Origin of the sequence: Demequina lutea (genome assembly GCF_013409005.1) — a bacterium.
Taxonomy (GTDB): Bacteria; Actinomycetota; Actinomycetes; order Actinomycetales; family Demequinaceae; genus Demequina; species Demequina lutea.
The window spans coordinates 1,981,392-2,007,412 of the sequence record NZ_JACBZO010000001.1; the positions used below are offsets into that span (position 1 = coordinate 1,981,392).

24 protein-coding genes are annotated in these 26,021 nt (G+C 66.3%); 3 read left to right on the forward strand and 21 right to left on the reverse strand.

Annotated features, from left to right (window positions below; genetic code table 11):
- Nucleotides 1-8: 8 nt before the first annotated feature.
- From BKA03_RS09615 to BKA03_RS09630, 4 genes are all read right to left on the reverse strand, one after another.
- Nucleotides 9-1,328 carry a M16 family metallopeptidase gene (locus BKA03_RS09615; protein WP_062075793.1) on the reverse strand — a complete coding sequence of 440 codons (1,320 nt, stop codon included), beginning with the start codon at nucleotides 1,326-1,328 and terminating at the stop codon, nucleotides 9-11.
- A gap of 160 nt (nucleotides 1,329-1,488) precedes the next feature.
- Nucleotides 1,489-3,705, reverse strand: coding sequence for a polyribonucleotide nucleotidyltransferase (locus tag BKA03_RS09620; RefSeq protein WP_062075792.1), 2,217 nt, complete (start codon nucleotides 3,703-3,705; stop codon nucleotides 1,489-1,491).
- Between the two features lie 317 nt (nucleotides 3,706-4,022).
- A complete protein-coding gene (gene rpsO / locus BKA03_RS09625) occupies nucleotides 4,023-4,292 on the reverse strand; it encodes a 30S ribosomal protein S15 (protein WP_062075791.1) in 270 nt (89 codons plus the stop codon).
- Nucleotides 4,293-4,413: 121 nt separating this feature from the next.
- Entirely contained in the window at nucleotides 4,414-5,397 is a 984-nt protein-coding gene (locus tag BKA03_RS09630) for a bifunctional riboflavin kinase/FAD synthetase (protein WP_062075790.1), read from the reverse strand.
- Nucleotides 5,398-5,550: 153 nt separating this feature from the next.
- Here BKA03_RS09630 and BKA03_RS09635 point away from each other — a divergent pair, with 153 nt between their 5' ends.
- Together BKA03_RS09635 and BKA03_RS09640 are read left to right on the forward strand one after the other, a co-directional pair.
- Complete coding sequence (locus tag BKA03_RS09635; RefSeq protein ID WP_062075789.1) at nucleotides 5,551-6,141, forward strand: hypothetical protein; 591 nt, start codon at nucleotides 5,551-5,553, stop codon at nucleotides 6,139-6,141.
- A gap of 7 nt (nucleotides 6,142-6,148) precedes the next feature.
- Complete coding sequence (locus BKA03_RS09640) at nucleotides 6,149-6,703, forward strand: hypothetical protein (protein ID WP_062075788.1); 555 nt, start codon at nucleotides 6,149-6,151, stop codon at nucleotides 6,701-6,703.
- A 44-nt stretch (nucleotides 6,704-6,747) separates the two neighbouring features.
- On the opposite strand, the gene truB is transcribed toward BKA03_RS09640, so the two are convergent.
- The 6 genes from truB to rimP form a co-directional block, all read right to left on the reverse strand.
- Nucleotides 6,748-7,758 carry a tRNA pseudouridine(55) synthase TruB gene (truB, locus tag BKA03_RS09645; protein ID WP_083971901.1) on the reverse strand — a complete coding sequence of 337 codons (1,011 nt, stop codon included), beginning with the start codon at nucleotides 7,756-7,758 and terminating at the stop codon, nucleotides 6,748-6,750.
- Entirely contained in the window at nucleotides 7,706-8,176 is a 471-nt protein-coding gene (rbfA, locus tag BKA03_RS09650) for a 30S ribosome-binding factor RbfA (RefSeq protein ID WP_062075787.1), read from the reverse strand. The genes truB and rbfA overlap by 53 nt, the downstream gene beginning before the upstream one ends.
- The gene (gene infB, locus BKA03_RS09655) at nucleotides 8,176-10,932 is read right to left on the reverse strand and encodes a translation initiation factor IF-2 (protein WP_062075786.1); all 2,757 of its coding nucleotides are present in this window, start codon (nucleotides 10,930-10,932) and stop codon (nucleotides 8,176-8,178) included. Before infB ends, rbfA begins: the two co-directional genes overlap by 1 nt.
- A 43-nt stretch (nucleotides 10,933-10,975) precedes the next feature.
- Nucleotides 10,976-11,299, reverse strand: a complete 324-nt coding sequence (locus tag BKA03_RS09660) for a YlxR family protein (RefSeq protein WP_083971899.1) — start codon at nucleotides 11,297-11,299, stop codon at nucleotides 10,976-10,978.
- A 71-nt stretch (nucleotides 11,300-11,370) separates the two neighbouring features.
- A complete protein-coding gene (gene nusA, locus BKA03_RS09665; protein WP_062075785.1) occupies nucleotides 11,371-12,360 on the reverse strand; it encodes a transcription termination factor NusA in 990 nt (329 codons plus the stop codon).
- Between the two features lie 40 nt (nucleotides 12,361-12,400).
- Nucleotides 12,401-12,865, reverse strand: coding sequence for a ribosome maturation factor RimP (gene rimP, locus BKA03_RS09670; protein WP_062075784.1), 465 nt, complete (start codon nucleotides 12,863-12,865; stop codon nucleotides 12,401-12,403).
- A gap of 77 nt (nucleotides 12,866-12,942) precedes the next feature.
- Here rimP and BKA03_RS09675 point away from each other — a divergent pair, with 77 nt between their 5' ends.
- The gene (locus BKA03_RS09675; RefSeq protein ID WP_062075783.1) at nucleotides 12,943-14,178 is read left to right on the forward strand and encodes a DUF4439 domain-containing protein; all 1,236 of its coding nucleotides are present in this window, start codon (nucleotides 12,943-12,945) and stop codon (nucleotides 14,176-14,178) included.
- A gap of 26 nt (nucleotides 14,179-14,204) precedes the next feature.
- Here the strand turns inward: BKA03_RS09675 and BKA03_RS09680 are convergent, their stop codons facing one another.
- The 11 genes from BKA03_RS09680 to frr all read right to left on the reverse strand — a co-directional run bounded on the left by BKA03_RS09680 (nucleotide 14,205) and on the right by frr (nucleotide 26,014).
- Complete coding sequence (locus tag BKA03_RS09680) at nucleotides 14,205-14,927, reverse strand: glycerophosphodiester phosphodiesterase family protein (protein WP_062075782.1); 723 nt, start codon at nucleotides 14,925-14,927, stop codon at nucleotides 14,205-14,207.
- Nucleotides 14,928-15,093: 166 nt separating this feature from the next.
- The gene (locus BKA03_RS09685) at nucleotides 15,094-16,887 is read right to left on the reverse strand and encodes a proline--tRNA ligase (RefSeq protein ID WP_062075833.1); all 1,794 of its coding nucleotides are present in this window, start codon (nucleotides 16,885-16,887) and stop codon (nucleotides 15,094-15,096) included.
- An 85-nt stretch (nucleotides 16,888-16,972) separates the two neighbouring features.
- The gene (locus BKA03_RS09690) at nucleotides 16,973-17,740 is read right to left on the reverse strand and encodes a M15 family metallopeptidase (protein WP_062075781.1); all 768 of its coding nucleotides are present in this window, start codon (nucleotides 17,738-17,740) and stop codon (nucleotides 16,973-16,975) included.
- Nucleotides 17,740-18,651: a GNAT family N-acetyltransferase gene (locus tag BKA03_RS09695; RefSeq protein WP_062075780.1), complete on the reverse strand. Its 912-nt coding sequence runs from the start codon at nucleotides 18,649-18,651 to the stop codon at nucleotides 17,740-17,742. The genes BKA03_RS09690 and BKA03_RS09695 overlap by 1 nt, the downstream gene beginning before the upstream one ends.
- Nucleotides 18,648-19,781: a flavodoxin-dependent (E)-4-hydroxy-3-methylbut-2-enyl-diphosphate synthase gene (ispG, locus tag BKA03_RS09700; protein WP_062075779.1), complete on the reverse strand. Its 1,134-nt coding sequence runs from the start codon at nucleotides 19,779-19,781 to the stop codon at nucleotides 18,648-18,650. Before ispG ends, BKA03_RS09695 begins: the two co-directional genes overlap by 4 nt.
- Nucleotides 19,782-19,825: 44 nt before the next feature.
- Entirely contained in the window at nucleotides 19,826-21,103 is a 1,278-nt protein-coding gene (locus tag BKA03_RS09705; RefSeq protein WP_062075778.1) for a M50 family metallopeptidase, read from the reverse strand.
- Nucleotides 21,104-21,158: 55 nt separating this feature from the next.
- Nucleotides 21,159-22,325: a 1-deoxy-D-xylulose-5-phosphate reductoisomerase gene (dxr, locus tag BKA03_RS09710; protein WP_062075777.1), complete on the reverse strand. Its 1,167-nt coding sequence runs from the start codon at nucleotides 22,323-22,325 to the stop codon at nucleotides 21,159-21,161.
- Nucleotides 22,322-22,879 carry a DivIVA domain-containing protein gene (locus BKA03_RS09715; RefSeq protein WP_062075776.1) on the reverse strand — a complete coding sequence of 186 codons (558 nt, stop codon included), beginning with the start codon at nucleotides 22,877-22,879 and terminating at the stop codon, nucleotides 22,322-22,324. The genes dxr and BKA03_RS09715 overlap by 4 nt, the downstream gene beginning before the upstream one ends.
- Entirely contained in the window at nucleotides 22,876-23,997 is a 1,122-nt protein-coding gene (gene rlmN, locus BKA03_RS09720) for a dual-specificity RNA methyltransferase RlmN (RefSeq protein ID WP_062075775.1), read from the reverse strand. Before rlmN ends, BKA03_RS09715 begins: the two co-directional genes overlap by 4 nt.
- Nucleotides 23,997-25,457: a phosphatidate cytidylyltransferase gene (locus BKA03_RS09725; RefSeq protein ID WP_062075774.1), complete on the reverse strand. Its 1,461-nt coding sequence runs from the start codon at nucleotides 25,455-25,457 to the stop codon at nucleotides 23,997-23,999. Before BKA03_RS09725 ends, rlmN begins: the two co-directional genes overlap by 1 nt.
- Nucleotides 25,457-26,014 carry a ribosome recycling factor gene (gene frr, locus BKA03_RS09730; protein WP_062075773.1) on the reverse strand — a complete coding sequence of 186 codons (558 nt, stop codon included), beginning with the start codon at nucleotides 26,012-26,014 and terminating at the stop codon, nucleotides 25,457-25,459. Before frr ends, BKA03_RS09725 begins: the two co-directional genes overlap by 1 nt.
- Nucleotides 26,015-26,021 lie beyond the last annotated feature (7 nt).

The window sequence follows — 26,021 nt, forward strand, 5'->3', positions numbered from 1 at the left end:
GATGCAGCCTAAGTGGCCGGGCCGACCCTCACCTCAACCCGCGGACGGGCGGCGAGTTCGGCGGCTAGTGCGGCCACGCCGTCACCCGTCACGGCGTGCACTTGATCCAACGCCTCGCCGATGCTCCACAACTCGCCAAACGCGAGCTCGGCCTTGCCGAGGCGCGACATCCGTGAATACGAGTCCTCGAGCCGCAGCACGGTGCCCCCCGCAATCTGGCCCTTCGCGCGCTCGAGCTCGCCTGGCGTCACGTCGTAGGCCATGCGCTCGAGCTCGGCCATGAGCAGCCCCGCCACTTCATCCGCCTTTGAGGTGCCGCATGCGGCATACATCCCGAACTGGCCCACCTCCGCGAGCGGCTGCGCGAACGAGTACACCGCGTAGGCGAGGCCGCGCTTCTCGCGCACCTCCTGGAACAGCCTGGAGGACATTCCGGCTCCCAGGATGGTCGACAGCACACCCATGGTGTTGCGGCGCGGATCGGCAGCACGCAGGCCCTCGCACCCGATGACGATGTGGCTCTGCTCAATATCGCGCGCCACGTCGACTCTGGGCGTGCTAGTTGCCACGACGGGCGCAAACTGATCGCGACGAGCGAGCGGGACTGCTGCGGGGTCGAGTGCCCAACCGCCCGCGTCGAGGGCCTCGAGGACCCACCCACACAACTCATCGTGATCGACGCCACCGGCGGCGGTGATGACGAGTCCCTCGGGAACGTAGTGCTGGCGGTAGTGCTCCCACACGGCCTCGCGCGTGACGGCCTTGATGATCGCTGGGGTGCCGCCGATGGGCCGCCCCACCGGGTGGCCGCCGTGCACCGCCTCGGAGAAGCGCTCATGGGCGACGTCCGCGGGGTCGTCGTCCGCCATCGCGAGCTCCTCGAGGATCACTCCCCGCTCGAGCTCAAACTCGTCGTCGCGAAGGGTCGCAGAGGTCACCATGTCCAGGATGACCGACGTGGCCATGTGCAGGTCGACGTCGATGACGCGGGCGTAATAGCAGGTGTATTCCTTGGCGGTAGCGGCATTGGACTCGCCGCCCACCCGGTCGAAGGACTCCGCAATGTCGAGGGCCGTGCGTGTCGCAGTGCCCTTGAACAACAAGTGCTCGAGGAAGTGCGTGGAGCCAGCGTGCTCGGGGCCCTCATCGCGCGAACCGACGCCAATCCATGCGCCGATCGTGGCCGAACGCATTCCCGGGATGTGTTGCGAGAACACCCGCACCCCGCCGGGGAGGATCGTGCGTCGGATGACCGCGCCGTGGTCCTGCTCGAGGATCAGGTGGGCATCAGGGGACGTCGACGCGACGAGTGGGAGTGGATGAGGCATGAGGGTGAGCCTATCCCGTCTGCAACGGCTACCCGAAGCGCCGCAACCGCGCTTGCGGTACGACGCAACGAGGGCGGCCCCTGGTTTCCCAGGAACCGCCCTCGTGGACGAGAGGCTCGCCCTCGTGGACGAGAGGTGGTGACTCAGCGTCGTGAACCGCTTAGTTGTCGACACCCTCTGCAACGTCGGCCGATGCACCGGGAGCGTCGACAACGCCAAGCGACAGCTTGCCGCGCGGGTCGATCTCGGTGACCTCAACCTGAACCTTCTGACCCACGGAGAGCACGTCTTCGACGTTCTCCACGCGAGCGCCGCCCACGAGCTTGCGGATCTGCGAGATGTGCAGCAGACCGTCCTTGCCGGGGCTGAGCGACACGAACGCGCCGAAGGCGACCGTCTTCACGACGGTACCGACGAAGCGCTCGCCAACCTCGGGCATGTGCGGGTTGGCGATGGCGTTGATGGCCGCACGGGCCGCCTCCGCCGAAGGGCCGTCGACGGCACCGATGAACACGGTCCCGTCGTCCTCGATCGAGATGTCGGCGCCGGTCTCGTCCTGGATCTGGTTGATCATCTTGCCCTTCGGGCCAATGACCTCACCGATCTTGTCAATCGGCACCTTGACCGTGATGATGCGCGGTGCGAACTCGCTCATCTCATCGGGCTCGGTGATGGCCTGGGCCATCACGTCGAGGATGTGCAGACGAGCGTCCTTTGCCTGCGAGAGCGCAGCGCCAAGAACCGACGCGGGAATGCCGTCGAGCTTGGTGTCGAGCTGGATGGCCGTCACGAACTCGCGGGTACCGGCAACCTTGAAGTCCATGTCGCCGAATGCATCCTCGGCGCCCAGGATGTCGGTGAGTGCCGCGTAGCGCATCTCGCCGTCAACCATGTCGGACACGAGGCCCATGGCGATGCCTGCGACGGGGGCCCTAAGGGGCACACCGGCATTCAGCAGGGCCAAGGTCGAGGCGCAGACAGAGCCCATCGACGTCGAGCCGTTCGAGCCCAGCGCCTCGGAGACCTGACGGATCGCGTACGGGAAGTCCTCGCGCGAAGGGAGAACGGGCACGAGGGCACGCTCTGCGAGCGCACCGTGGCCAATCTCACGACGCTTGGGGGAACCCACGCGGCCGGTCTCGCCCGTGGAGAAGGGCGGGAAGTTGTAGTGGTGGACGTAGCGCTTCTTCTTCTCGGGGTTAAACGAGTCGATCTGCTGTTCCATCTTGAGCATGTTGAGCGTGGTGATGCCCAGGATCTGGGTCTCGCCGCGCTCGAAGATAGCCGAGCCGTGAACACGCGGGATCGGGCCAACCTCGGCCGTCAGCGGGCGAATGTCCTTGAGGCCACGGCCGTCGATGCGGATGCCATCCTTGAGGATGCGCTGGCGAATGGTCTTCTTGGTGACCGAGCGAACGGCTGCCGAGATTTCCTTCTCGCGACCCTCGAACTGAGCGTCAAGGCTGGCGTGCGCCGCGTCCTTGATCTCATCGAGGCGGTCTTCGCGCTCGTGCTTGTCGGCGATCTGCAGCGCGGCGGACAGGTCCGCCTCGGTAGCAGCGGTCACCGCGGCCAGGACGTCGTCCTGGTAGTCGAGGAACCTGGGGAACTCCTTGGGCGCCTTGGCAGACTTGCCCGCGAGCTCGATCTGCGCCTCGCACAGCGCCCTGAGGAACGGCTTGGCCGCCTCGAGACCCTCTGCCACGACGGCCTCGGTGGGTGCCTGGGCGCCCTCCGCAATCAAGGTAAAGGAATCGTTGGTGGCTTCCGCCTCGACCATCATGATGGCGATGTCATCGCCAGCGATGCGGCCGGCAACGACCATGTCGAAGACGGCGCGTTCCTTCTGCGAGTACTTGGGGAACGCGATCCACTGGCCATCGACGAGCGCGATGCGCACACCGGCGATGGGGCCCGTGAACGGCAGGCCCGACAGCTGCGTCGACGCCGAGGCGGCGTTGATGGCGAGCGTGTCGTACGAGTCTTCGGGGTTGATGGCGAGGACGGTGATGACGACCTGGACCTCGTTGCGGAGACCGGACACGAAGGTCGGGCGCAACGGACGGTCGATCAGACGGCACGTCAGGATCGCGTCGGTCGAGGGACGACCCTCGCGACGGAAGAACGAGCCGGGGATCTTTCCTGCCGCGTACGAGCGCTCTTCCACGTCCACCGTGAGGGGGAAGAAGTCGAAGCCGTCGCGGGGGTGCTTACCGGCCGTGGTGGCCGAAAGCAACATGGTGTCGTTGTCTAGGTAGGCGGCAACGGTACCGGCGGCCTGCTGTGCAAGGCGGCCGGTCTCGAAACGCACCGTACGGGTTCCGTAGCGACCATTGTCGATGATTGCTTCGGCGAACTGGATGTCGGGACCTTCCATTAAGGTCTCACGCTCCTCTTTCAAAAGGGAGCAGGCAGGCACAACCCGGCCATGTAGCCAGTGCTGATCGTCAGTCGACACGCTCAGAGCGCCAGCGCTAAGGGGGGCTCTGCTCATCTCCACCGAGGATCAGCGGTTTGCCGACCCGCTCGGTATGCAGGTAGAACTCGCACGTCGCGAGCGGTTCAACCCTATCACTGCGGGCCGCGTCGGGCGGGGTAATGCTTGAGGCAAATGAAAGGGCCCGGCTGCTCAGCTCCCGTAAGGGGCGAACAGCCGGGCCCGAGCGCCGTCTGGCGCGTCGGTCCGGTGAGGGACTAGCGACGCAGGCCCAGGCGCTCAATCAGTGCGCGGTAGCGCTCGATGTCGACCTTCTGGAGGTAACCCAGGAGGCGACGGCGCTTGCCAACAAGGAGCAGCAGCCCACGACGCGAGTGGTGGTCGTGCTTGTGCACCTTGCCGTGCTCGGTGAGGTCGAGGATGCGCTGCGTGAGCATCGCCACCTGAACCTCGGGTGAACCCGTGTCACCCTCGTGGGTGGCGTAATCGGTCATGATGGACTTCTTGACGTCTGGCTCGAGCGGCACAGGTTCTCCTTATAGATCGTTGCGCGGCGCACCCGGGCTTGTTCTCCGGGGCACTGGGATCCGCGGCCGTTTCACGGCGACCGCCAACTATACAGGAGCATTCGCCCGTGTGCCACGCGAACTACAGCGCGGGGACCCCAAGGACCTTGCGGGTCCAGGCGACGTCCTCGTGAAGCGCGGCAACAAGGCCCTCGATGCCGCCGAAGTCGAGCATCGGCCGCTCCCACTCGATCAGGTCGAGCGCCACGCGGGCTCCGTACAGGTCGAGCCCCTCGCGATCGAGGACGAAGGCCTCGACCCGCAGGTCCTTGGTGCCCACCGTGTAGTTGATGCCGAGGCTTATCGCGGCGGGAAGACGCTCGCCCAAGAGCGATGCGGCCGACGCGTTGTCGCCAGGGTCCACGACCTCGAGCCATCCGGCGTAGACGCCGTGCCGGGGAATGAATCCCGCATAGACGTCGAGGTTTGCCGTGGGAAAGCCAATCTGACGACCGAGCTTGTCGCCGTGAATGACAGTGCCACGCAGCCGGTGCGGCGCGCCGAGGATGTCGGCCGCCGCGCGCAAGTCCCCCTCATCGAGGAGTTCGCGCACCCACGTGGACGACCAACGGCGGGCGCCATCATGGGGGGCTGCCGCGTCACCGATGATGTCGACGTCGATTCCGAGTTTCTCCCCCAGTTCCCGCAGTGTCTCGATGTCTCCCGCGTTGCCGCGGCCGAAGCGGGTGTCTCCGCCAACGGCTATCGCCACCGCGCCCACTCCGCCGACGAGGTAGTCGCGCACAAACTCCTCCGGAGTCGCCATGGCGAAGTCGAGGGTGTACTCCTGGATGAGGATGCCGTCGACGCCCGTCTGCGCGATGCGCTCAATGCGGTCGTCGATGCCCGTGATGAGCTCCGGCTGATGCTCGGGAGCGTGGACCGCCTTGGGGTGAGGGTCAAAGGTGACGGCAACGGCCTTGGCACCACGGGCGTGCGCGGCCGCGACCAACTCCGCGAGAACCGCCCGGTGGCCCTTGTGCACGCCGTCGAAGTTGCCCACGGTCACTACCGTGGGGCCTAGGTCACGCGGCACGTCCGCGAGTGAGTGCCACACCAAGGTCATTCGCTCATTCTGCCTCATAGGAGGACGCCCAACGACTGCGCGACGCCTCGTGAGCGCTTGGCCGCGTTCCCCCTCGCTTCCTGTGGAGCGTGGCCGACGCCCCTGTAGTGTGACGAGGACGGCGCGAAGGCGCGGGAGATTGCGGGGGCGCACATGCACACCACCGACGAGACGGTGACACGTTCGCCGAGCATCTTGATGATCGAGGGCCGCGAGTACGCGCTCTATCAAGGGTTCCGCGAGCGCACCAAGCTCATGGATGTGAAGCTGCTATGGCTCGACGGGGCCAAGAACCTCCTGTTACCTGTGTGGGTCGCGCTGATGATGAGTGAGGTGCTCTTTCACGACCTGTTGTGGTCCGTCTTCGGGTTGGTCATGCTCATCCTCGCTGCCGTGGTGGTAGGGCACTACATCGACAGCCACTCGGTCGCGGTTATTCCCGTCTCCGTCGTCGAAAAGGACAGGCAGGGACCCTCCGCGACGCTGTACATTTTCCTGCGTTCGGTGCGCGGCTTTACGACGCGCCGCGACGGCAGATACACCGCTACGGTGCACACCGACATGGCGGACTTCCTGCTAGGCGCCATCGGTCCCGACCGAGCCCACGGACGACGCTCGCTACCGCGCATCCCGACGGAACTCAGGAACCCGAAGGCACGGCGCTTCGCGTGGGGCTCCTACTCACACTGGGTCTCGAATCTCGCTCTGGCGGTCTTTGTGGTCGTCCTCCTCGTCAGCCGTTAATCTCCCCATGGACATGATCGACGATGCTGCGACACGTCCGCCGAGCGTCATCCTGGTCAACGGTCGCGAGTACATGCTCTACGACGAGTTCCTCGGCCGCATCAAGATGGCTGAGGTCAAACTCTTGTGGTTCTACTCGTCCTTGCTGTGGGTTGGCGCGCTGACCTTCGCTCTGCTGCTCCCCTTCACCGAGGCTTGGTGGCCCATCTTCATCGCCATTGCCTTGCTGCTCGTGATGTGCGCGGGAGTTTTTTTTATGTTCAGCCGCCCCGTGATGACCACACCCGTCACCGTCGTCGAAACCCACAGGAACGGCACCAGCTCGAGGCTGTCCGTTTCCACGCGACGCCACGGGACGCTCACGGTCACGGCACACGCGGACATGGCCGACTTCCTGCTGCGCGCCATCACTGCTGACCGACGCCGCCGCTTCTCGCCGCGCCGTGACGTTCCGGCGGACCTCGTGCATCCCAAGATGATGAGGCACGTATGGAGTGGGACTGCGGCCAGCGTCGCAATGCTCGCCATCTTGGCCGCGAGGGTGGCACTCGGTCCCGGCTGACCCAGGCCGAAACCACCGGGCCGGAACCACCTGGGCGGCCTTGGTTACGACGCCTGCCCCGCAGGCTCGAACACGATCACGGGCTTGGCCGCGCCCTTGACGCGGCGCAGGATCGCCACGGCGACGCCCTCGGGACTCACGGCCACGGCATCGTGAGTGAAGTCGTCCGGATCGGAGGGCTCCCCCAACTCGGCGCCGCGTTCACGCAGCGCCTGCCCATAGGAGAGGGACGCGACCTCGGCATCGGTCACGGCCAAGGTTGGTAGGAGCGCGCGAGAGGCGTCGGCAAGAGACGCGAGGGCAATGGGGGTACCCGCATCGACCATCGCACCAAGTTCGTCGAGCGTGTGGGCCTCCGCAACGCTCACTGCGCCGATGCGGGTGCGGCGCAAGGCGGTCAGGTGTCCCCCGACGCCGAGCGCGGCTCCAAGATCGCGAGCCAAGGCGCGGATGTACGTTCCCGACGACACGTCGATGGTCGCGTCGATGTCGACCACCGCGCCCGTGCGGCGCAACTCGTGCACCTCGAACCGAGAGACGGTCGCTGGCCTTGCGGCCAGAGTGACATCCTCCCCCGCACGCACGCGCGCATAGGCGCGCTCGCCGTTGACCTTGATCGCGCTCACCGCGCTCGGCACCTGCATGATGTCGCCGGTGAGCGACGCAATCGCCGCCGCGAGGGCCTCATCCGTGACGCCAGACGCGTCGGCCGTGGTCGTGACCTCACCCTCGGCATCGTCGGTCACCGTGGACTGACCGAGGCGAATGGTCGCGTCGTAGGACTTGTCGTGCCCAGTGACGTAGGTGAGGAGGCGCGTGGCCTTGCCGACTCCAAGGATCAACAGGCCGGTGGCCATCGGGTCCAGAGTGCCCGCGTGACCTACCTTGCGCGTGCCCAACAGTCGGCGCGCGCGTGCAACAACGTCATGAGACGTCAGGCCTTGAGGCTTGTCGACGAGCAACAGACCAGGCGTGGGGTCATCGGCGGCGCGAGCCACCCGATCAGTCCTCGTCCTCGGCGTCGTCCTCGTTGGCGTCGTCCGCGTCGTCCTCATCGGCGGGACGCCGGTAAGGATCGGCCTCCCCAGCGAACTGGGCGCCCTCTCGCATCTTGGCGAGCTCGGCGTCGCGAATGGCCGCCTCGTGAAGCGACTTCTCGAGAGATGCCGCGGTCTCGGGCACCGCATCCAAGTGGAACTCGATCGAGGGGGTGAGCCGGATACCCAGCTCACCACCCACCATCGAACGTATGCGGCCCTTGGCCGAGTTGAGGGCCGCGGCCGTGTTGGCGCGATCCTCCTCGGAGCCGTAGACCGTATAGAACACTGACGCCTGTTGCAGGTCTCCGGTGACGCGTACGTCGGTCACCGTGACGAACCCCAGGCGAGGGTCCTTGATTTCGCTCTCCAGAGCGCGGGCGACGATCTTCTTGATCGTGCCCGCGATCCGGAGTGCTCTGGGTGAGTCAGCCATTAGGACCTCGGGATCTCGACCATCTCGAAGCTCTCGATGCGGTCGCCCACCTGAATGTCGTTGAACTTGCCGAGCCCAATACCGCACTCGAACCCTTCGCGAACCTCGGTGGCGTCGTCCTTGAAGCGGCGCAGCGTGTCGAGCGATGCCTCGCCGATGACGTTGCCGCCCCGAGTGATGCGGACCCTGGCATTGCGCTTCATGGTGCCCTCGCGGACCAAGCAACCGGCGATATTGCCGAACTTGGAACTGCGGAAGATCTCCATGATCTCGGCGGCGCCGGTCTGCCTCTCCTCGTACTCGGGCTTGAGCATGCCCTTGAGCGCAGCCTCGACGTCCTCGAGTGCTCGGTAGATGACCGAGTAGAAGCGCATGTCTACGCCCTCGCGGTCAGCGAGCTCCTGAACGCGCTCGGCGGGACGCACGTTGAAGCCGATGATGATGGCGTTGTCGACGGTGGCCAGGTTGACGTCGTTCTGCGTGACGGCACCCACACCACGGTGGATGACGCGCAGGTCGACGCTGTCGCCCACGTCGATCGCGAGCAGTGCGTCCTCGAGCGCCTCGACGGCACCGGACACATCGCCCTTGATGATGAGGTTGAGCGTGTCGACCTTGCCTTCCTCGATGGCCTTGGTGAGGTCCTCGAGGCTGATGCGCTTGCGACGCTTCGCGAGAGATGCGGCACGGTCGGCCGCCTCGCGCTTCTCGGCAATCTGACGGGCCGTACGGTCATCGTCCGCCACCAGGAAGCTGTCGCCAGCGCGGGGCACCGACGTGAGGCCGATGACCATGACGGGACGCGCGGGTAGTGCCTCCTCGACAAGCTCGTCGTACTCGTTGAACATGGCACGCACGCGGCCGTAGGCGGTACCCGCCACGATCGCATCGCCAACACGCAGCGTTCCGGACTGGACAAGCACGGTTGCCACAGGCCCACGGCCCCTGTCGAGGTGAGCCTCGACCGCAACGCCACGAGCGTCCTTGTTCGGGTTAGCACGCAAGTCGAGACCTGCGTCAGCCGTCAACAACACCGCGTCGAGCAGCTCCTGGATGTTCAGGCCCTTAGTAGCGGACACGTCAACGAAGATCGTCTCGCCTCCGTACTCCTCTGCCACCAAGTTGTACTCGGTGAGCTGCTGGCGGATCTTGCCAGGGTTGGCGCCTTCCTTGTCGATCTTGTTGACCGCCACCACGATCGGCACGTTCGCCGCTTGAGCGTGGTTCAGGGCCTCAATCGTCTGGGGCATGACACCATCGTCGGCCGCGACCACAAGGATCGCGACGTCGGTGACTCTCGCACCACGGGCACGCATGGCTGTGAAGGCCTCGTGACCCGGGGTGTCGATGAACGTGATGGCACGCGTGGTGCCCTCGTGCTCGCGACGCACCTGGTAGGCACCGATGTGCTGGGTGATACCTCCGGCCTCGCCCGACACCACGTCGGCCTTGCGGATGGCGTCAAGAAGCCTGGTCTTACCGTGGTCAACGTGACCCATGACGGTGACGACGGGGGGACGCGCCTCGAGATCATCGTCGGTCTCTGCTGCGAGTTCGGCCTCAAGGTCAAGCCCGAAGTCCTCGAGCAGTTCCTTGTCCTCGTCCTCGGGCGACACGATCTCGATGCGGTAGCCAAGCTCGGCGCCCAGCGCCGCGAAGGTGTCCTCATCGAGTGACTGCGTGGCAGTGGCCATCTCACCGAGGTGGAACAGCACGGTCACGAGCGAAGCTGGATTGACATCGATCTTGTCGGCGAAGTCGCTCAGCGTCGCACCGCGACGAAGGCGCAACGGCGTGTTTCCGTCGCCGCGAGGGATCTGCACGCCACCAATGGATGGCGCCTGCTGCTGCTCGTACTCGGCCCGCTTGGCCCGCTTGGACTTCCGTCCACGCGTCGGCCTGCCACCCTGACGGCCGAAGGCACCAGCGGTGCCTCCACCGCGACCACGGCTACCTGCGGCTGGACGGCTGCCTGGTGCGGCTGCACCCGGACCTCCGCCAAAGCCTGGACGGCTGCCTGGAGCTCCGCCTGCGGCACCTGTGCGCGGAACAAAGCCGCCAGGACGAGCGCCACCCGGAGCGGGACGGCCTGCGCCACCCGGACCGCTGGGACGTGCGCCCGGAGCGCCCGGACGGGCGCCTGGGGACCCCGCTGCGGGAGCGCCCGGACGTGGTCCACGGGGCGCACCTGGACGTGGCGCCTGGAAGGGATTGTTGCCGCCCGGACGCGGACGCGGGGCGCCCTCGCGAGGCTGGAACGGGTTATTGCCGCCCGGACGGGGGCGCGGCCGGGGCATGTCGGAGGGCGTCGCGGCGGGAGTGCCACTCGCGTCGGTGCTTGCGGTGGCAGCATCGGCAGACGCCGGGGCCGCCTGAGGTGCGGACGCTGCGGCCGACTTGTTGGACGGGCTCGCGGCGTCGGCGGTCGTCGCGGGTGCGCCCGCTGACGAACCAGCAGGTGCCGCGGGTGCGGATGCCGCGGGTGCGGGTGCCGCTTCTTCGGGTGCAACGGCCGGCTTGGGCGCTGGGGGACGAGGTGCGCCCGGCTTGGGTGCGCTCGCCACCTTGGGGGTCGAGGGTTCCGGAGCGGGACCCGTCGCGTTCGGGAAGGCCTCTTTGGCCTTGCGAACGACGGGTGCTTCCAGTGTCGAGGACGGTCCCTTGACGTATTCACCAAGTTCAGAAAGCTTGGCCATCAAGTCCTTGCTCGATACTCCGATTTCCTTCGCGATCTCATGAACGCGGGGCTTTGCCACAATTCTCCTGTCTCGGTCCGACCAAGACAGGGTCGAACCATCGTTACTGCGGGGCACTCATTGCTGGGTACTCATTAGGTGGCCATGGGCTTTCATCCCGTCGGTCGATGGTGGGCAACAATTCTCGGTTCTCACGAAAGGCTTGGTGCTCGGCCAAGGCCTCCACACCGGCATCGGCCACGCGCAATGCGCGACTGATTGCTTTCCGCTTCGCCGCGTGAGCAAGGCACGTCCCGTTGGGATGGAGCCATGCTCCCCTTCCGGGCGCCGATGCGGATTCGTCGACCGCTACGCGATCAACCATCCACACCACTCGCACGAGAACCGACCGGACCTCTCTCTGCCTGCATCCGACGCACGTCCGCATCGGCAGTGAGCCATGGGGGCGCGCAGAAGACTCAGAAGAGCGGTCCGGCTTCACTAGTCTACCGCTCCCCGTCAGTTTGAGGCACCCGGCTCGTCGACGGCCTCGTCGGACCGGATGTCGATGCGCCAGCCGGTCAGCCTGGCGGCGAGGCGGGCGTTTTGGCCCTCCTTACCGATGGCGAGCGACAAATGGAAGTCGGGAACGATGACACGGGCGGCCCTTGCCTCCTCGTCGACGACCGTCACGGAGACGACGCGCGATGGAGACAGTGCGTTGCCGACGAACGTGGCGGGGTCTTCGGCCCAGTCGACAATGTCGATCTTTTCGCCGCGCAACTCGCTCATGACGGCGCGCACGCGCGCCCCCATTGGGCCGATGCAGGCGCCCTTCGCATTGACGCCCGGAACCGTGGCCCTGACGGCCATCTTGGAGCGGTGACCGGCCTCACGAGCGAGGCTCATGATCTCGACGGTGCCATCGGCGATCTCCGGCACTTCGAGTTCGAACAGCTTGCGCACGAGCGCCGGGTGGGTACGCGAAAGCGTGATAGCTGGACCCTTTTGGCCGCGGCCAACGCTCACCACGTACGCGCGGATGCGCTCGCCATGGCCATACACCTCGGTGGGCACCTGTTCGTGGCCGGGAAGGAGGGCCTCGACGTCGCCGATGTCCACATGGACGTTGCGGGGATCGGCGCTCTGTTGGATGACTCCCGAGACCAGATGGCCTTCCTTGTCCACGTATTGGCCCAGTACCGCGTCGTCACCCGCCTGGCGCAGTCGCTGCACGATGACCTGACGCGCCGTCGACGTGGCGATGCGCCCGAAGTCGGCGGGGGTGTGATCGAACTCGGGGCCGAGCTCTCCGTCCTCAAGCTCCTCGCGGGCCTGGATACTCACCTTGCCCGAGTTGCGATCCACGAGTGCACGAGCGTGATCGTGAGCGTCGGGAGTCTTGTGATAAGCGCTCAGGAGCGCTTGCTCGATGGCGTCGATCAGCACGTCGAGTTTGAGATCGCGCTCCTTTTCGAGCCCCCTGAGGGTCATCATGTCGATGTCCACTTGTGTCTTCCGTCCGTTCTGTCGACTGGGCCAAACGGCGTCAGTCGAGTCGTTTCATTTCGACCTGGACGCGTCCGAGCTTCACGTCGTCCAGTGCCACAGTCTTTGTCTCGCCGTCGATGTCGAGCACCAACGCGTCACCCGTCACGTCAACGATTCGTCCAGTCTGCGCGCTTCCCTCGACCATTTCTAGGTCTACCAGGCGCGTCCGTGCGCGCATGAAGTGCCTTCGCAGCGTCAACGGACGGTCGGTGCCAGGAGTCGACACCTCGAGGAGATACGCGCCCGCGGGAACGTTGGCCGCGTCAAGCGCGTCGCCGATCGCGCGCGAGGCCGTCGCAACGGTGTCGAGGTCGACCGAACCGACGGCGTCCTCGGGAAGGTCAACGGTCACGAGCACCTTGGTGTTCTTGCCGGCGGCGGACACCGTCACCGAGTCCACAATGAGGCCAGCGGCCTCTGCAGCAGGTCGCGCTAGGTCGGCGATGCGTTCGTCGAGTTTCATTCGCTGCCTCCCGTTGCTTCATTTGTCGTTGGCCATGATTCTACGGCCTGCGGCGGAGGCGTGGGAGACTGACGCGCATGGCAGATGTGGGGTTGGGCGGACGCTCGGGGTGGCTGCGTGTGGGGTCGTTGCGTGCGGGGTCGCTGCGTACTGCAGTCGCCGCGCTTGTGTGCGCGTCGGCGCTGGTGCTCTCGGCTTGCGACATTCGCCTCGAGACGGATCCCGTCACCTTCCCCTCCCCCGACGCGACCGCCGTCGCGCGAAATTCCCTCGCCGATGCCGAGGCCGCCGTGCTCGCCGCGGCCACGGACGCGGGCGCCTCGGCGGACGGGGCCGCCCCCGGTGCGGCAGCAACGGCTCAGACGCACCTCGACGTCTTGGGCGGCGTGTATGTAGCGCACCCTGGCACGACGCCCGCCCCCAGCCCCAGCGTCACTCCCGCTCCGGCTGCCACGCTGGCCGACGCGATCGACGCGGTGCGAACCAAGGCCGAGGAGGTCGCGGCCACGACGGACGACGCGGACCTGGCCTTCTTGGCCCGCTCGATCGATCTCGACTGGGCGCTGCGCGAACTGTCGGCGGCACGCGCCGCAGCCACCTTGGCTGCCGATGACGCCGCAGCCCAAGCATCGGCGCAGGCGTCGGCGTCACCCACACCCGAGGAGTCGGTCACCTCGCCCAATGCGACCAAGCCGACGCCCCTGCCCGGCGACTCCGGCGACGCGCCTTTCCCTCTTGCCAGCAGATCGGCGTCGGGCTCGGCGGGCTTCGCGCCTAGCGCCGCCACGTCGGGTCTGAGCGACGAGCAGTTGAGCACTCTCGCCCTTGCCGAGGACGAAGCGCGCTTTGCGTATGAGACGATCGCCGCCCTGGAGTTCGGTTCGCTCAGAGAAAGCATCCTCGCCAGGATGCGCCTCCACGGCGAGCGCTCGGATTCCCTGGCCACTGTGCTGGCGTCGAAATCCGACGCCGCCGACCCGCGCACACCGCTGTACCAACTGCGGGACGCGAACCTGCCGGACCCCGACTCGCGCGATGCCCTCGAACGCTCGATCGAGATCGACCTCGGCGATCACTACGCCGCCTTGCTTGATGGCGCGTCCACGGCCGATGCCGCGTGGCTCCTCAACGCCGCGTTCGACTCCTACGCGAGGGCGATGGCCACGCCCGGCTTCACGACGGCCGACCTGCCGACGCTGCCAGGGCTCCGCGTGGGCGCCGCTACGTCATCGGCATCCGCGACACCATCCGCGGCGCCTTCGGCGTCGTCCCCCTCGTCATCGTCTGTGCCCACTCCCGCGTCATCGTCCTAGCAGCCATCGCGCCGTTTGTGTCCGGGCTAGTCGAATTCGGCGCGGACCTTAAGTGCGGCTGTCGGGTCATCGGTGACGATGGCGTCGATGCCTGCTCCGATGAGCGCGCGCATGTCTGCTTCGTCGTTCACCGTCCACGCCCGCACCGCAACTCCTGCGGCGGCAAATCCCTCGATCATCCCTGGTAGACCGAGCGTCGGATAATACGGATGCGCTGCGTTGGCGCCCATGTGGAGCACGTAGGCCCACGGGTCGACGAGCGCCTCCTCGTAGAGCGGCGCGATCGCGGCTGACGGCTCACGCTCGCGCAAGGCAACGAGCGTGAGGTGATTGAAGGACGAGTACACGATGCGCTCCGCCATGCCCGAGGCGCGGTGGGCGGCGATGACCGCTTCCTCGATTCCTGCGTACAGAATGGGGCCGTTCTTGACCTCGATGTTGAGCACGAGGCTGGTGGGTGCAAGGAGCTCGAAGACATCGTGGAGCTCTGGGATGCCCACGGCGCCTGAGGTTTCGTTCCCCAAGTCGACGCCCCGCACCGCGTCAAACGTGAGGTCGCGAATGAGCGCGGTGGAGCCGTCGAGGAGCGTGACGGTCGGGTCGTGGCACACCACGAGGCGGCCGTCGGCCGTGAGGTGCACGTCCAGCTCGATGCCATCGGCGCCCTCGGCTACGGCGAGTTCGAAGGCGGGCATCGTGTTCTCGGGTGCGCGCAGGCGCGAGCCGCGGTGGGCCCAGATGGCGGTCATGAGACGAGGTTAGGCCGAGCCGGTGTCGCATGGCTTGCGGCGCGGTGACGGCGGGCTGACCTGACCGACGCTACCCCTTGACCCTCAGACCGTCTGCGCGCCCATGATTCAACCGCGCGAGGACTCCTCGTTCAACGATCACTGCTGCCCCCTCACTGCGCGCTACCTACCCCGCAAGAGCCTCGCGCACTGCAGTGGCAACAACCGCCACGACCTCGCCCACCGGGATCTCGACCGAGTCCCCCGTCGCGCGGTTCTTGAACTCGACGGTCCCGTTTTCGAGGCCGCGGCCCACCACCAGGATGTACGGCGCTCCCAGCAGTTCGGAGTCCTTGAACTTCACGCCTGGCGAGACTTTCGGACGGTCGTCGTACAGCACCTCGATGCCCGCGGATTCGAGTCCCGTAGCAAGCTCATCCGCCACCGCGAACACTGCTTCGTCCTTGCCCGTCGCCATGACGTGCACGTGATACGGCGCCACGCCGATGGGCCACGTGAGGCCGAGCTCGTCGTGGTTGTTCTCCGCCAGCAGCGCCACCGCACGGGTCACGCCGATGCCGTAGGAGCCCATCGTGGGGGTCACCTGCTTGCCGTTGACGTCCAGCACCTTGAGGTCGAGCGCGGCCGCGTACTTGCGTCCAAGCTGGAAGATGTGGCCGATCTCGACGCCACGCGCGAGCTCGAGCGGTCCCGAGCCGTCGGGGGCCTCGTCACCAGCTCGCACCTCGGCGGCCTCGATCGTGCCATCTGCCACAAAGTCGCGACCCATCGTGAGGTCGAAGACGTGGCGGCCTGGAGCGTCGGCGCCGGTGATCCAACGCGTGCCCACGACGACCCGCGGGTCCACAAGGTACGGGATGGCGGTGTCGTCCTCCGCGCCGCGCACCACACCCGCCGCGCGAGCCTGCGGGCCGAGGGCGCCTGGGCCGATGTAGCCCTTAATCAGCTCGGGGTGCTTCTTGAAGTCGTCCTCGTTGGCCGCCTCGACCGTCGCCGGCGAGAGGGCCGCCTCGAGTCGCGTCATGTCGGCTTCGCGGTTGCCGGGAATGCCGACCACCAGGAGCGAGCGCTCGCCCGCGGGGGACGTGAGCGCCAGCACGACGTTTTTGAGGGTGTCCGCCGCCACCCACTCGCGATCGGGGCGGGGGTGAGCGGAATTCGCCACGGCGACGAGCGACGCGATGGTCGGGGTATCGGGGGTGTTCTCGACGTGTGCCGCGGGAGCGTCGGCGAGTTCGAGAGCGGGAGGAACCGGCGTCGTGACTGCCTCGACGTTGGCCGCATAGCCGCCGGCCGAACGCACGTACGTGTCCTCCCCCACCTCGGTGGGAGCGAGGAACTCCTCGGACTTGGATCCGCCCATCGCGCCCGATTGCGCCTGCACCACCACGAACGGAATGCCGAGGCGGTCAAAGATGCGGACGTACGCCTCGCGCTGCAACGCGTAGGAGCGCTCGAGGCCCTCGTCGTCCATGTCGAAGCTGTACGAGTCCTTCATGATGAACTCGCGGCCGCGCAGCAGGCCCGCACGGGGGCGCGCCTCGTCGCGATACTTGGTCTGGATTTGGTAGATCGTGAGCGGCAGGTCCTTGTACGACGAGTACAGGTCCTTGACCAGCAGCGTGAACATCTCCTCGTGCGTGGGCGCGAGGAGATAGTCGCCGCCCTTGCGGTCTGCGAGGCGGAAGAGATTGGGGCCGTACTCGGTCCAGCGGCCGGTCACCTCGTAGGGTTCACGCGGCAGCAGCGCAGGGAAGTGCACCTCTTGGCCACCAGCGGCGTCCATCTCTTCGCGGACCACGCGCTCGACCTTGGCGAGCACCTTGAGGCCCAGCGGGAGCCACGTGTAGATGCCTGGAGCCGCGCGGCGGATATACCCCGCGCGAATCAGGAGCCGATGCGACGCAACCTCGGCATCGGCGGGGTCTTCACGGAGCGTGCGGAGAAAAAGAGTCGTCATGCGGAGCATGAGGCTAAGCGTAGTCGGGCGGCGCGCGCGTCCGTCCCCTCGAGGAGTCGAAGCGCGCGTCCCTACCCCGAACCCATCATTCGTAGGAAGGCGAGGCGCCCACGCCCATGAACTCCTGCAGCGTGACCACGCCTTGGTCGTGCATCGAGGCGGCGACGTCGAGGCCAACGAAGCGAAGGTGCCAGGGTTCCCATTTGTAGCCCGTCACGGCCTCCTTGCCGTTCGGATAGCTCACGATGTAGCCGTAGCGATAGGCGTTGGCGGCAAGCCACTCTCCCGCGGCGGACGTGCCGAAGGAAGCCTTGAGCTGGTTCGCCTGGACATCGAAGACATCGGCGGCAAGTCCCGTTTGATGCTCCGAGAATCCCGGCCGTGCCGACACCCTGTCGGCGGCCGCACGACCGGAGGCTGACACGTATCCCGAGTACAGCGACCGTTGCACGCCATACGGGCGGTACGTGCTCAAGATACTGAACGGAGCCCCCGCCTCGAGGGCGGCCTCGTACATGCGCGTCATCGCTTCCGCTGCGACCGCTCGCAGGCTCTGACTCCCACGACCAGGCACTCCGACCACTGACACCAGGTCGGCAGGGGCGTAGTCAATGGGGTCCAGCGGCCGCGTCTTGGTGACAACCACCGTGATCGCCGACGGGTCGTCGATGTCGTACTCGATGGTCAACCCCGGCGTCACGAGCGGAGCCGAGGCTCCCGCGTCGGCCACGACAGTGGGTTGAGTCTGCACACCTTCGGGCGTCGATTCGAAAGGCAGCCGCGGGGCGTCAATGCCGCACGCGGCAAGCATCATGACCGCTGCGGTCGCCCCCGCTCCAAGGGCAACTCGCATTAGAACATCACGGTCGCAAAGGTCCCCACGCGCGCGAAGCCAACTGCCTCATACGCGCGCAGCGCCGCGACGTTGAAGTCGTTGACGTACAACGCCACGGTGGGCGCATGATCGGCACGCACGTGGCGCACCAGGTCTGCCATCCCCTCGGCCCCGAGCCCACGACGCCTCATCGCCGGATGGACCCACACGCCTTGAATCTGGGCAACCTCTCCGCCAACCACCCCCACCTCGGCCTTGAACAACACCGACCGCTTTCCGTCGACCACGCCATAACGCACATAGCTACGGCCCTGCCGGACGAGTCGCGTGAGCCTGTCCTCGTACGCGTCCCTGCCGTAAGTCAGCGGGTCGTAGCCCACTTCTCCCACAAACATGTGGACCGCGGCCGGCAGCAAGGCGTCGTAGTCGGCCATCGTGGCCCTGCGCATCGGCTCGGCGTCAACAGAGGCCTCCGCAACGGGAAGAGGGTTTCCGTCGATCGACATGGACACCTGAGACGGCCGCAGTTGCCGCGCGGGCCCCCACCAGCGCTCGACCCTGCCCCACAGGTCGAGCGTCAAATTCGCCTCGCCTACCAATGCGGCGGGCCTGGTCAGCCTGGAGACGATGGCCGACGAAACTTCCGCTCTCGCATTGTCCGTCTCGTCGTCATCGCCAGCGGGAAGCACAGCCGTGAGGTTGGCGCCGCACCAGATCACGCCCGCGAGGTCCCTGCTCACGCGGCCGCGCTTGCGCACCACCCACAGCCCGCTAGGAATGACCCCTGCCCGGGATGCGGTCTCGAGGTGCATTGCCGGAACAACATTGGTGACGGGGTCGAGCGCGCACAAGGCGAGCCCCTCCGCAACATCGCGTCGCTGCGCGGGAGCCAGCGAATACTGGCCCCTCCGCAACAGCGAGTCGGTCATCCCGCCGTAACCACCTGCGGGGTCGCCCCCTCGACGGGTTCCATCGTCTCGGCCAGCTTCAAGGCCTCCTCGATGAGGGTCTCGACGATCATGTTCTCGGGCACGGTCTTGATGACCTCGCCCCCGACAAAGATTTGGCCCTTGCCGTTGCCGGACGCGACTCCGAGGTCGGCCTCCCGCGCCTCGCCGGGTCCGTTCACGACGCAGCCCATGACGGCGACGCGCAGTGGCACCTCCATGCCCTCAAGCCCAGCCGTGACCTTCTCGGCCAACTCGTACACGTCGACCTGCGCACGCCCACATGAGGGGCACGACACGATCTCCAACTTGCGCGGGCGGAGGTTCAGTGCCTGCAGGATCTGAATGCCCACCTTGACCTCCTCAACGGGAGGAGCCGAGAGTGACACGCGAATCGTGTCGCCGATGCCCTGGCTGAGCAGCGCGCCGAACGCGGTCGCCGACTTGATGGTGCCTTGGAACGCGGGGCCCGCCTCGGTGACACCAAGGTGCAGCGGCCAGTCGCCGCGCTCGCTCAACATCTCATACGCGCGCACCATCACCACGGGGTCGTTGTGCTTGACCGAGATCTTGAAGTCGTGGAAGTCGTGCTCTTCGAAGAGGCTCGCCTCCCACACCGCGGACTCGACGAGCGCCTCGGGCGTCGCCTTGCCGTACTTCGCGAGCAGGCGAGGGTCCAAGGAGCCCGCATTGACGCCGATGCGGATCGACGTGCCGTGGTCCTTCGCGGCCTGGGCGATCTCCTTGATCTGGTCGTCAAACCTCTTGATGTTCCCTGGGTTGACGCGCACCGCCGCGCAGCCCGCCTCGATCGCGGCGAATACGTACTTCGGCTGGAAGTGGATGTCGGCGATCACGGGGATGTTCGACTTCTTCGCGATCGCGGGCAGCGCGTCGGCGTCGTCTTGCGTAGGACAGGCCACACGCACGATGTCGCAACCGGCCGCGGTGAGCTCCGCGATCTGCTGGAGAGTCGAATTGATGTCTTCTGTCTTGGTGGTGCACATGGATTGCACCGAAACGGGTGCGTCTCCCCCAACGTAGACACTGCCCACCTTGATCTTCCTGGTGGGCCTTCTTGCAGCGAGGGTGGGGGCCGGCATGGCGGGCATTCCCAGTCCAACAGTCACGTGAGTCACTCCTTGGTTTGTGCCTGTCACGCCACGCGGACGGGCGCCACAATGTCGGCGAAGACAAGAACAAGGCTCATGAGGATAAGTATTCCGAAGACGCCGTAAGCCACCGGCATCATCCGTGCCACATCAACGGGTGCGGGGCGCGGAGCGTTCCGTGATCGCGCCCACCCAATCTTGATCGCCTGCCAGATCGCGGACGCAATATGCCCGCCATCGAGCGGCACCAGCGGCAGCGCATTGAACACAAAGAGCGCGAGGTTAAGGCCCGCGAGCAGCAACAGCTCCTCCTGGAGCTTGTCGACCCAGGTGATCCCGGCGACGTTCGACGATGCGACATCACCCGCGGCCCTGCCGATGCCGACAAGGCCCATCACGGAGGAGCTAGACCGTTGCTCGAGACCCACGGAAGCACGCGCGACGTGCCACAACTGTTGAGGCAAATGCGCGACGACGCCGAAGGTCTGCACCGTGTACTGACCTGTCAGGGACACACCCGAGCCGATCGGGAGGCGCTCACGCTTCTGGGCGGAGTACACGCCCATGAATCCCACGGTCTCGGTGGCGTTGGGATCACCGGCGACCGCTCGTTGGATTGAGGCGGGAGTGAGCTTCAGCGTCACATCGGTTCCCGCCCGGTCAACGACCACGTTGAGCGGCACCCCGGGTCGCGCGGCCACATACACCGTCAGATCCGACCACTTAGTGAACGCTTGACCGTCGATTGACACGAAGGTGTCGCCTGCCTGGAGCCCCGCAATCGAGGCGGGAGAAGCGGGGTCGGCGGCGGTGCACTGCGACGATGCGGTTGCGGGCACACACGGGACGGTGTCGCTCACGGTGAGCGTCTGCATCGGTACGCCCATCCCGGAGAGAACCACGGTGAAAAGGAAGATGGCGATCAGGAGGTTCACGACGGGGCCACCCGCCATGACGATGACCTTGCGCCACCAGGCAAGGTGATAGAAGGCGCGGGCGTCGTCTTCGCCGATCTCGGCCTCCGAAGCCGAGCGCGCGTCCTCGATCAGGTCGCGCATCCAACCGCGCACCCGCAGCGGCTTGACCGCGCTTCCGGGAGGAACCATGCCCACGAGCCGGACATAGCCGCCCAGGGGAAACGCCTTGATGCCGTACTCGGTCTCGCCCCGTTTGCGGGACCACAGCGTCGGCCCGAATCCGACGAAGTACTCGCTAACTTTGACTCCGAAGCGCTTGGCGGGAACCATGTGGCCGACCTCGTGGAGCGCGATCGACACCACGAGTCCGACTACGAGGAAGGCGATCCCAAGCGCGCTAAGCATGCACCTACTGTAAGCCAGCGCGAGGTCGCTATCTGGCTCTTGTCATTTGCAGTCGCTATCGGGCTGCGACTAGCGCGTCGGCGTGAGCCCGCGCCCAACGCTCCGCGTCCTCGACCGCCTCGAGCGACACGACGCCCGGCCACTCGTAGGCCTCGACCACTTCGCGCACCGTCTCCACGATCGCGAGGAAGGGCAAACGGCCGTCAACGAAGGCGGCGACGCACTGCTCGTTCGCGGCATTGAACACGGCCGGATGCAGGTCAGATGCGGCTGCGGCCTCGCGCGCTAAGGCGATCGCGGGGAACACGTCCTCGTCGAGAGGCTCGAAGTCCCACGACGACGCGCGCGTCCAGTCGAGCGCGGGAATCGCCTCGGCCACGCGATCGGGCCACGACAGCCCTAAGGCAATCGGGAGCCGCATATCGGGAGGCGATACCTGAGCCAGGGTCGAACCGTCCGTGAACTCCACCATCGAGTGCACGATCGACTGGGCGTGGACGACCACATCGATGCGCTCGTACGGCATGTTGAAGAGCCAATGAGCCTCGATGACCTCGAGGGCCTTGTTGACCAAGGTCGCGGAATTGATCGTGACCACGGGTCCCATGTCCCAGTTGGGGTGCTTGAGCGCCTGCTCGGGGCTCACCGTCTCGAGCGATTCCCTGCTCCAGCCGCGGAAAGCACCGCCCGAGGCCGTAAGGATGAGCCGTTTGACCTCGTTCGCCGAACCTCCGCGCAGCGCTTGGGCGAGGGCGGAGTGCTCGGAATCGACCGGAACGATCTGATCGGGCCTGAGGAGCGCGTCGCGCACGAGCGCACCCCCGGCGACCAGGGATTCCTTGTTTGCGAGCGCAAGGGTTGAGCCCGCGGCGATCGCCGCGAGTGTGGGCCGAAGCCCCACGGAGCCCGTGATGCCGTTCAAGACCACATCGGCGCCGATGCTGGCGGCCTCGATCACGCCGGCAGAGCCGCCCACCACGTTGACTCGCCCCAGTCCCGCCGCTTCACACGCGGCGACGACGGCTGGAACGGCCGACGCATTGGCCACGGCCACGAGCCGCGGACGCACGGCCGCGACCTGCGCGGCAAGTGCGACAGGATCCGCTCCCCCCGCGGCCAGAGCGACCACTTCGAAGCGAGCGGGGTTTCTCGAGATGACGTCCAGGGCCTGAACGCCGATCGAGCCGGTCGATCCCAATAGCGAGATCGACCGAGAGATCACTGTGCTCCCAGCAGGATGTCGACGGCCCGCGCGAGGAAGGCATCCACGGTGCGCTCGTCGTAGGCGGCTCTCTTGCCCTTGCGGCGGAACGTCGCGCTCCGGAGCTCGTCTGGGGCAAGTGGCGCGCCCTTGTCAAAGAAGGCGATGAGCCGTTCAATCAACATGTCGACCTCGCGGGCGTCGTAGCCGCGCCGCGAACCGACGGGAGCGCGGAAGCGATCTCCGCGAGGACGGCGCAACCGCGGATAGAGCGCCTGGGCTCCCTCGGCAAGGCGCGTCATCCATGCCTCCTGGCCGTAGGCGCGCACGAACTGGTCGCGCGCCCTCGAAGAGAACGCCAGTTCAAGCCTGTCGAGGGCCGCATCGACCGCACCGCACTTGTAGCCGCTGCGTTTCAAGTCGAAGGCCGCACGCCTGACGTCGAGGGACGACAGCGCCTGGTCGTCGAGCATCGGCCGCTCATACGCAGACCTGGCCTCGGCGAAGAACGCCTCAACCTGCCCACGCTGGTATCCCCTTCGCATGAAGCCCGCACTCGGGAACAGGTCATTCATGAGTCCTCCTTGATGGCGAGCTGTCCGCACGCTCCGTCAATGTCACTGCCACGAGTATCGCGGATAGTGACGGGTATCCCGTGACCACTGAGCGTGTCAACAAATGCTTGTTCCACGGCCGGGTCCGATGCTGTCCACTTGCTTCCCGGCGTCGGGTTGAGCGGAATGGGGTTGACGTGCACCCAACCGGTGCCACGCCCAGTGAGCTTGCGACCCAAAAGATCGGCCCTCCACGCATGATCGTTGATATCGCGAATCAGCGCGTACTCGATCGACACTCGCCTGCCGGTCACGTCGAAATAGCGCTTGGCGGCGTCGAGGGTCTCGTCCACGCTGAAGCGGTTGTTGATCGGTACCAGTTCATTGCGCAACTCATCATCGGGGGCATGCAGTGACACGGCCAGCGTCACCGGTATACCCTCACCAGCCAGCTTGTCGATGGCCGGTACCAGCCCCACGGTCGACACCGTCACGTGGCGTGCCGATAGGCCGAAGCCGAGCGGAGCGGGTGCGACGAGTGCGCGCACGGCAACCATGACCGCCTTGTAGTTGGCGAGCGGCTCCCCCATACCCATGAAGACGACGTTCGACAACCGGACGGGATCGCCCCCGAGGACGCCGTCACGCGACGCCCGTGCCGCAAGGCGAACCTGCTCGATGATTTCGGCGGCCGAGAGGTTTCGCGTGAGACCCATCTGCCCCGTTGCGCAGAACGGGCATGCCATCCCGCAACCGGCCTGGCTCGTGACGCACAGCGTCGCGCGCTCCGGATACTTCATGAGCACCGACTCGACCTTGACCCCGTCATGCAGGGACCAAAGCGTCTTCACCGTGGCGCCCTTGTCCGCCTCGAGCGTGCGTACCTGAGTCATGAGCGTCGGGAAGAGCGCCTCGGCGAGTCCGACCCTTGCCGCAGCCGGCAGGTCCGTCATGTCGTCGGGATCGACCGTGAGGTGCTCGAAGTAGTGGGTCGCGAGCTGCTTGGCGCGGAAACTCTGCTGACCGAGCCCCGCGACGGCGTCGGCCCTTCCCTCGGTATCGAGGTCGGCAAAATGAAGCGGCGGCTTTCCGCGCTTGGGAGCCGCCATCTGGATCGCCGGCATGGGTCGAACCTCCATCAGAGCCCTCCTCCGCCCAGGGTGCCAAGGAAGATGGCAAAGACGACATAGCCGACGGGCGCCGCGAAGAGGAGCGAGTCGATCCTGTCAAGGATGCCTCCGTGTCCGGGAAGCGCACTGGACATGTCCTTGACCTGGATGTCCCTCTTGAGTGCGCTCTCGGCGAGGTCCCCGATCACGGCCGCGACGGCCGACGCGAAACCGACCGCGGCGCCGATGTACCACTTACCGTCAAAGAAGAAGTACGCAGCCACGGACGCCGCTGCGGTGCCCAACAGGAGGCCGCCGATCGCGCCCTCCCAGGTCTTCGCTGGGCTCACGCGCTCTAGGAGTTTATGTCGCCCGAGGAGCGAGCCCGCGATCAGGGCGCCCGTGTCATTGCCCACCACGGCGAGAACGACGATCACCACCCGCTCCCAACCGTTGTCCGCGAGTTCAAGCAGGAAGAGGAACGACGCGAGGAAAGGGATCCACAGCAGCGTGAGGATTCCGGCAAGCGAGTCTGCCAGCGTGTTCTCGATACGCTCATCGCCGATGCGCCACGCAACAACTCCCGCGCAGCCGACGAGCAAAGCCACCACGAGACCCTCGGCCTTGCCGTAATAGGTCGCGACTCCGAGGCCAAGGGTGGCAGCGACGAGCGGCACTACCGGAATTCTCCGACCGTGCCTTTCGAGCGCCCGCTTCCACTCGATGACGGCACCGACGGCGAACGTGTAGAGAACCGCGGCAAAGGCGAGTTCGTGGTAGTACGAGGCAGCGACGGTGACGGCGAGCAAGGCCAGCCCGACAGCCGTGGCGACCGGCATGTTCCTGCCTGCCAAACGCCCGCCCTTGCCGGATGGCACGTCCGGCCGTTCCTCCCACGATTCGGTGCCGTCGGGTTCAAGCGAATCCCCGGGTCCACCGAACTCGGCCTGCCGATAGGTCTGTAGCTGAACGGTTTCGACTTGGGCCCCCTCAACCTCACCGGATTCGTGCTCCGCGGGCTCCAACGCACCGGATTCGTCCTCGCCGTCCGGAAGCTCACCGGTCTGGAACTCGCCAGACGCCGGCTCTTCCCACTCGGGGTGCTCGACCTCGTCGTCGTCGCCCAACTCTCCGTCGTCAACCCCCGCGTTCGGATCAAAGGGGAAGTCGAAGACTTGCGGAGCGTCGATGGGAGACAACAGGTCAAATGGTTCGTGGCGTTCTATGCCCTCGAAGTTGGCGCGGGCTGCTTCCGCCGCGGGCATGTCCGAATACAAAGGGGGATCAATCACGTCGTCGTCGTCTGGGACGTCTGCGTCGGGCTCGGTCGCGCGCCCTGCCCTGCGCTCAAAAGCCTTCAACTGCAGGGCGCGGTACCGATGCGGGGAGAACAGGTCGGCCGCGCGCTGACGCTTCCCGCGCGGCGGAGTCTGCTCACGAGGCTGCTCGTCGGGTGCCGACCGCGAGCGCTCGGAGTCGTCGGCCGCCATCAGACCGTCAGCAACTCGCTCTCCTTGTGAGCGAGCAGCGCATCGATGACGTCAGTGTGCTTTTTGGTGAGGGAATCGAGCTCCTTCTCACCCCGCGAACCGTCGTCTTCGCCGACGTCGCCGTCCTTGACGGCGGCATCGATCGCGTCTTTGGCCTTGCGTCGCATGTTGCGGAGCGTGATCTTGGCGTCCTCGGCCTTCGACTTGGCAAGCTTGACGTAGTCCTTGCGCCGCTCCTCCGTGAGGATTGGCAAGTTCACGCGTATGAGCGTGCCGTCATCGGACGGGTTGACGCCTAGATCCGAGTTGCGCAGCGCCGTCTCAATGTTGCGCTTCGCGCTCGCGTCGTAGGGGCTGATGGTGACGGTGCGCGGCTCGGGGACAGCGATCGCCGCGAGCTGCTGCAGTGGCGTGGGCGCGCCATAGTAATCAACGAGGATGTGCGCGAACATCGCCGACGAGGCCTGCCCCGTCCTGATGGAGGCAAAGCTATCCTTGGCGACCTCGACGGCCTTGTCCATGTTGTCCTCGGCCTCGAGGAGGATGTCGTCAATCACGTCTGTC

What these genes read in the sequence shown, in the direction of transcription:
- BKA03_RS09615 (WP_062075793.1), bottom strand. Translation starts at nt 1,328, where the DNA reads ATGCCTCATCCACTCCCACTCGTCGCGTCGACGTCCCCTGATGCCCAC.
- BKA03_RS09635 (WP_062075789.1), top strand. Translation starts at nt 5,551, where the DNA reads ATGCACACCACCGACGAGACGGTGACACGTTCGCCGAGCATCTTGATG.
- BKA03_RS09695 (WP_062075780.1), bottom strand. Translation starts at nt 18,651, where the DNA reads ATGACCGACTCGCTGTTGCGGAGGGGCCAGTATTCGCTGGCTCCCGCG.
- BKA03_RS09620 (WP_062075792.1), bottom strand. Translation starts at nt 3,705, where the DNA reads ATGGAAGGTCCCGACATCCAGTTCGCCGAAGCAATCATCGACAATGGT.
- BKA03_RS09680 (WP_062075782.1), bottom strand. Translation starts at nt 14,927, where the DNA reads ATGACCGCCATCTGGGCCCACCGCGGCTCGCGCCTGCGCGCACCCGAG.
- rbfA (WP_062075787.1), bottom strand. Translation starts at nt 8,176, where the DNA reads ATGGCTGACTCACCCAGAGCACTCCGGATCGCGGGCACGATCAAGAAG.
- BKA03_RS09660 (WP_083971899.1), bottom strand. Translation starts at nt 11,299, where the DNA reads ATGCGGACGTGCGTCGGATGCAGGCAGAGAGAGGTCCGGTCGGTTCTC.
- BKA03_RS09640 (WP_062075788.1), top strand. Translation starts at nt 6,149, where the DNA reads ATGGACATGATCGACGATGCTGCGACACGTCCGCCGAGCGTCATCCTG.
- BKA03_RS09685 (WP_062075833.1), bottom strand. Translation starts at nt 16,887, where the DNA reads ATGACGACTCTTTTTCTCCGCACGCTCCGTGAAGACCCCGCCGATGCC.
- BKA03_RS09725 (WP_062075774.1), bottom strand. Translation starts at nt 25,457, where the DNA reads ATGGCGGCCGACGACTCCGAGCGCTCGCGGTCGGCACCCGACGAGCAG.
- BKA03_RS09705 (WP_062075778.1), bottom strand. Translation starts at nt 21,103, where the DNA reads ATGCTTAGCGCGCTTGGGATCGCCTTCCTCGTAGTCGGACTCGTGGTG.
- BKA03_RS09715 (WP_062075776.1), bottom strand. Translation starts at nt 22,879, where the DNA reads ATGAATGACCTGTTCCCGAGTGCGGGCTTCATGCGAAGGGGATACCAG.
- BKA03_RS09690 (WP_062075781.1), bottom strand. Translation starts at nt 17,740, where the DNA reads ATGCGAGTTGCCCTTGGAGCGGGGGCGACCGCAGCGGTCATGATGCTT.
- ispG (WP_062075779.1), bottom strand. Translation starts at nt 19,781, where the DNA reads ATGCCCGCCATGCCGGCCCCCACCCTCGCTGCAAGAAGGCCCACCAGG.
- BKA03_RS09675 (WP_062075783.1), top strand. Translation starts at nt 12,943, where the DNA reads ATGGCAGATGTGGGGTTGGGCGGACGCTCGGGGTGGCTGCGTGTGGGG.
- rlmN (WP_062075775.1), bottom strand. Translation starts at nt 23,997, where the DNA reads ATGGAGGTTCGACCCATGCCGGCGATCCAGATGGCGGCTCCCAAGCGC.
- BKA03_RS09630 (WP_062075790.1), bottom strand. Translation starts at nt 5,397, where the DNA reads ATGACCTTGGTGTGGCACTCACTCGCGGACGTGCCGCGTGACCTAGGC.
- rimP (WP_062075784.1), bottom strand. Translation starts at nt 12,865, where the DNA reads ATGAAACTCGACGAACGCATCGCCGACCTAGCGCGACCTGCTGCAGAG.
- truB (WP_083971901.1), bottom strand. Translation starts at nt 7,758, where the DNA reads ATGAGGACGACGCGGACGACGCCAACGAGGACGACGCCGAGGACGAGG.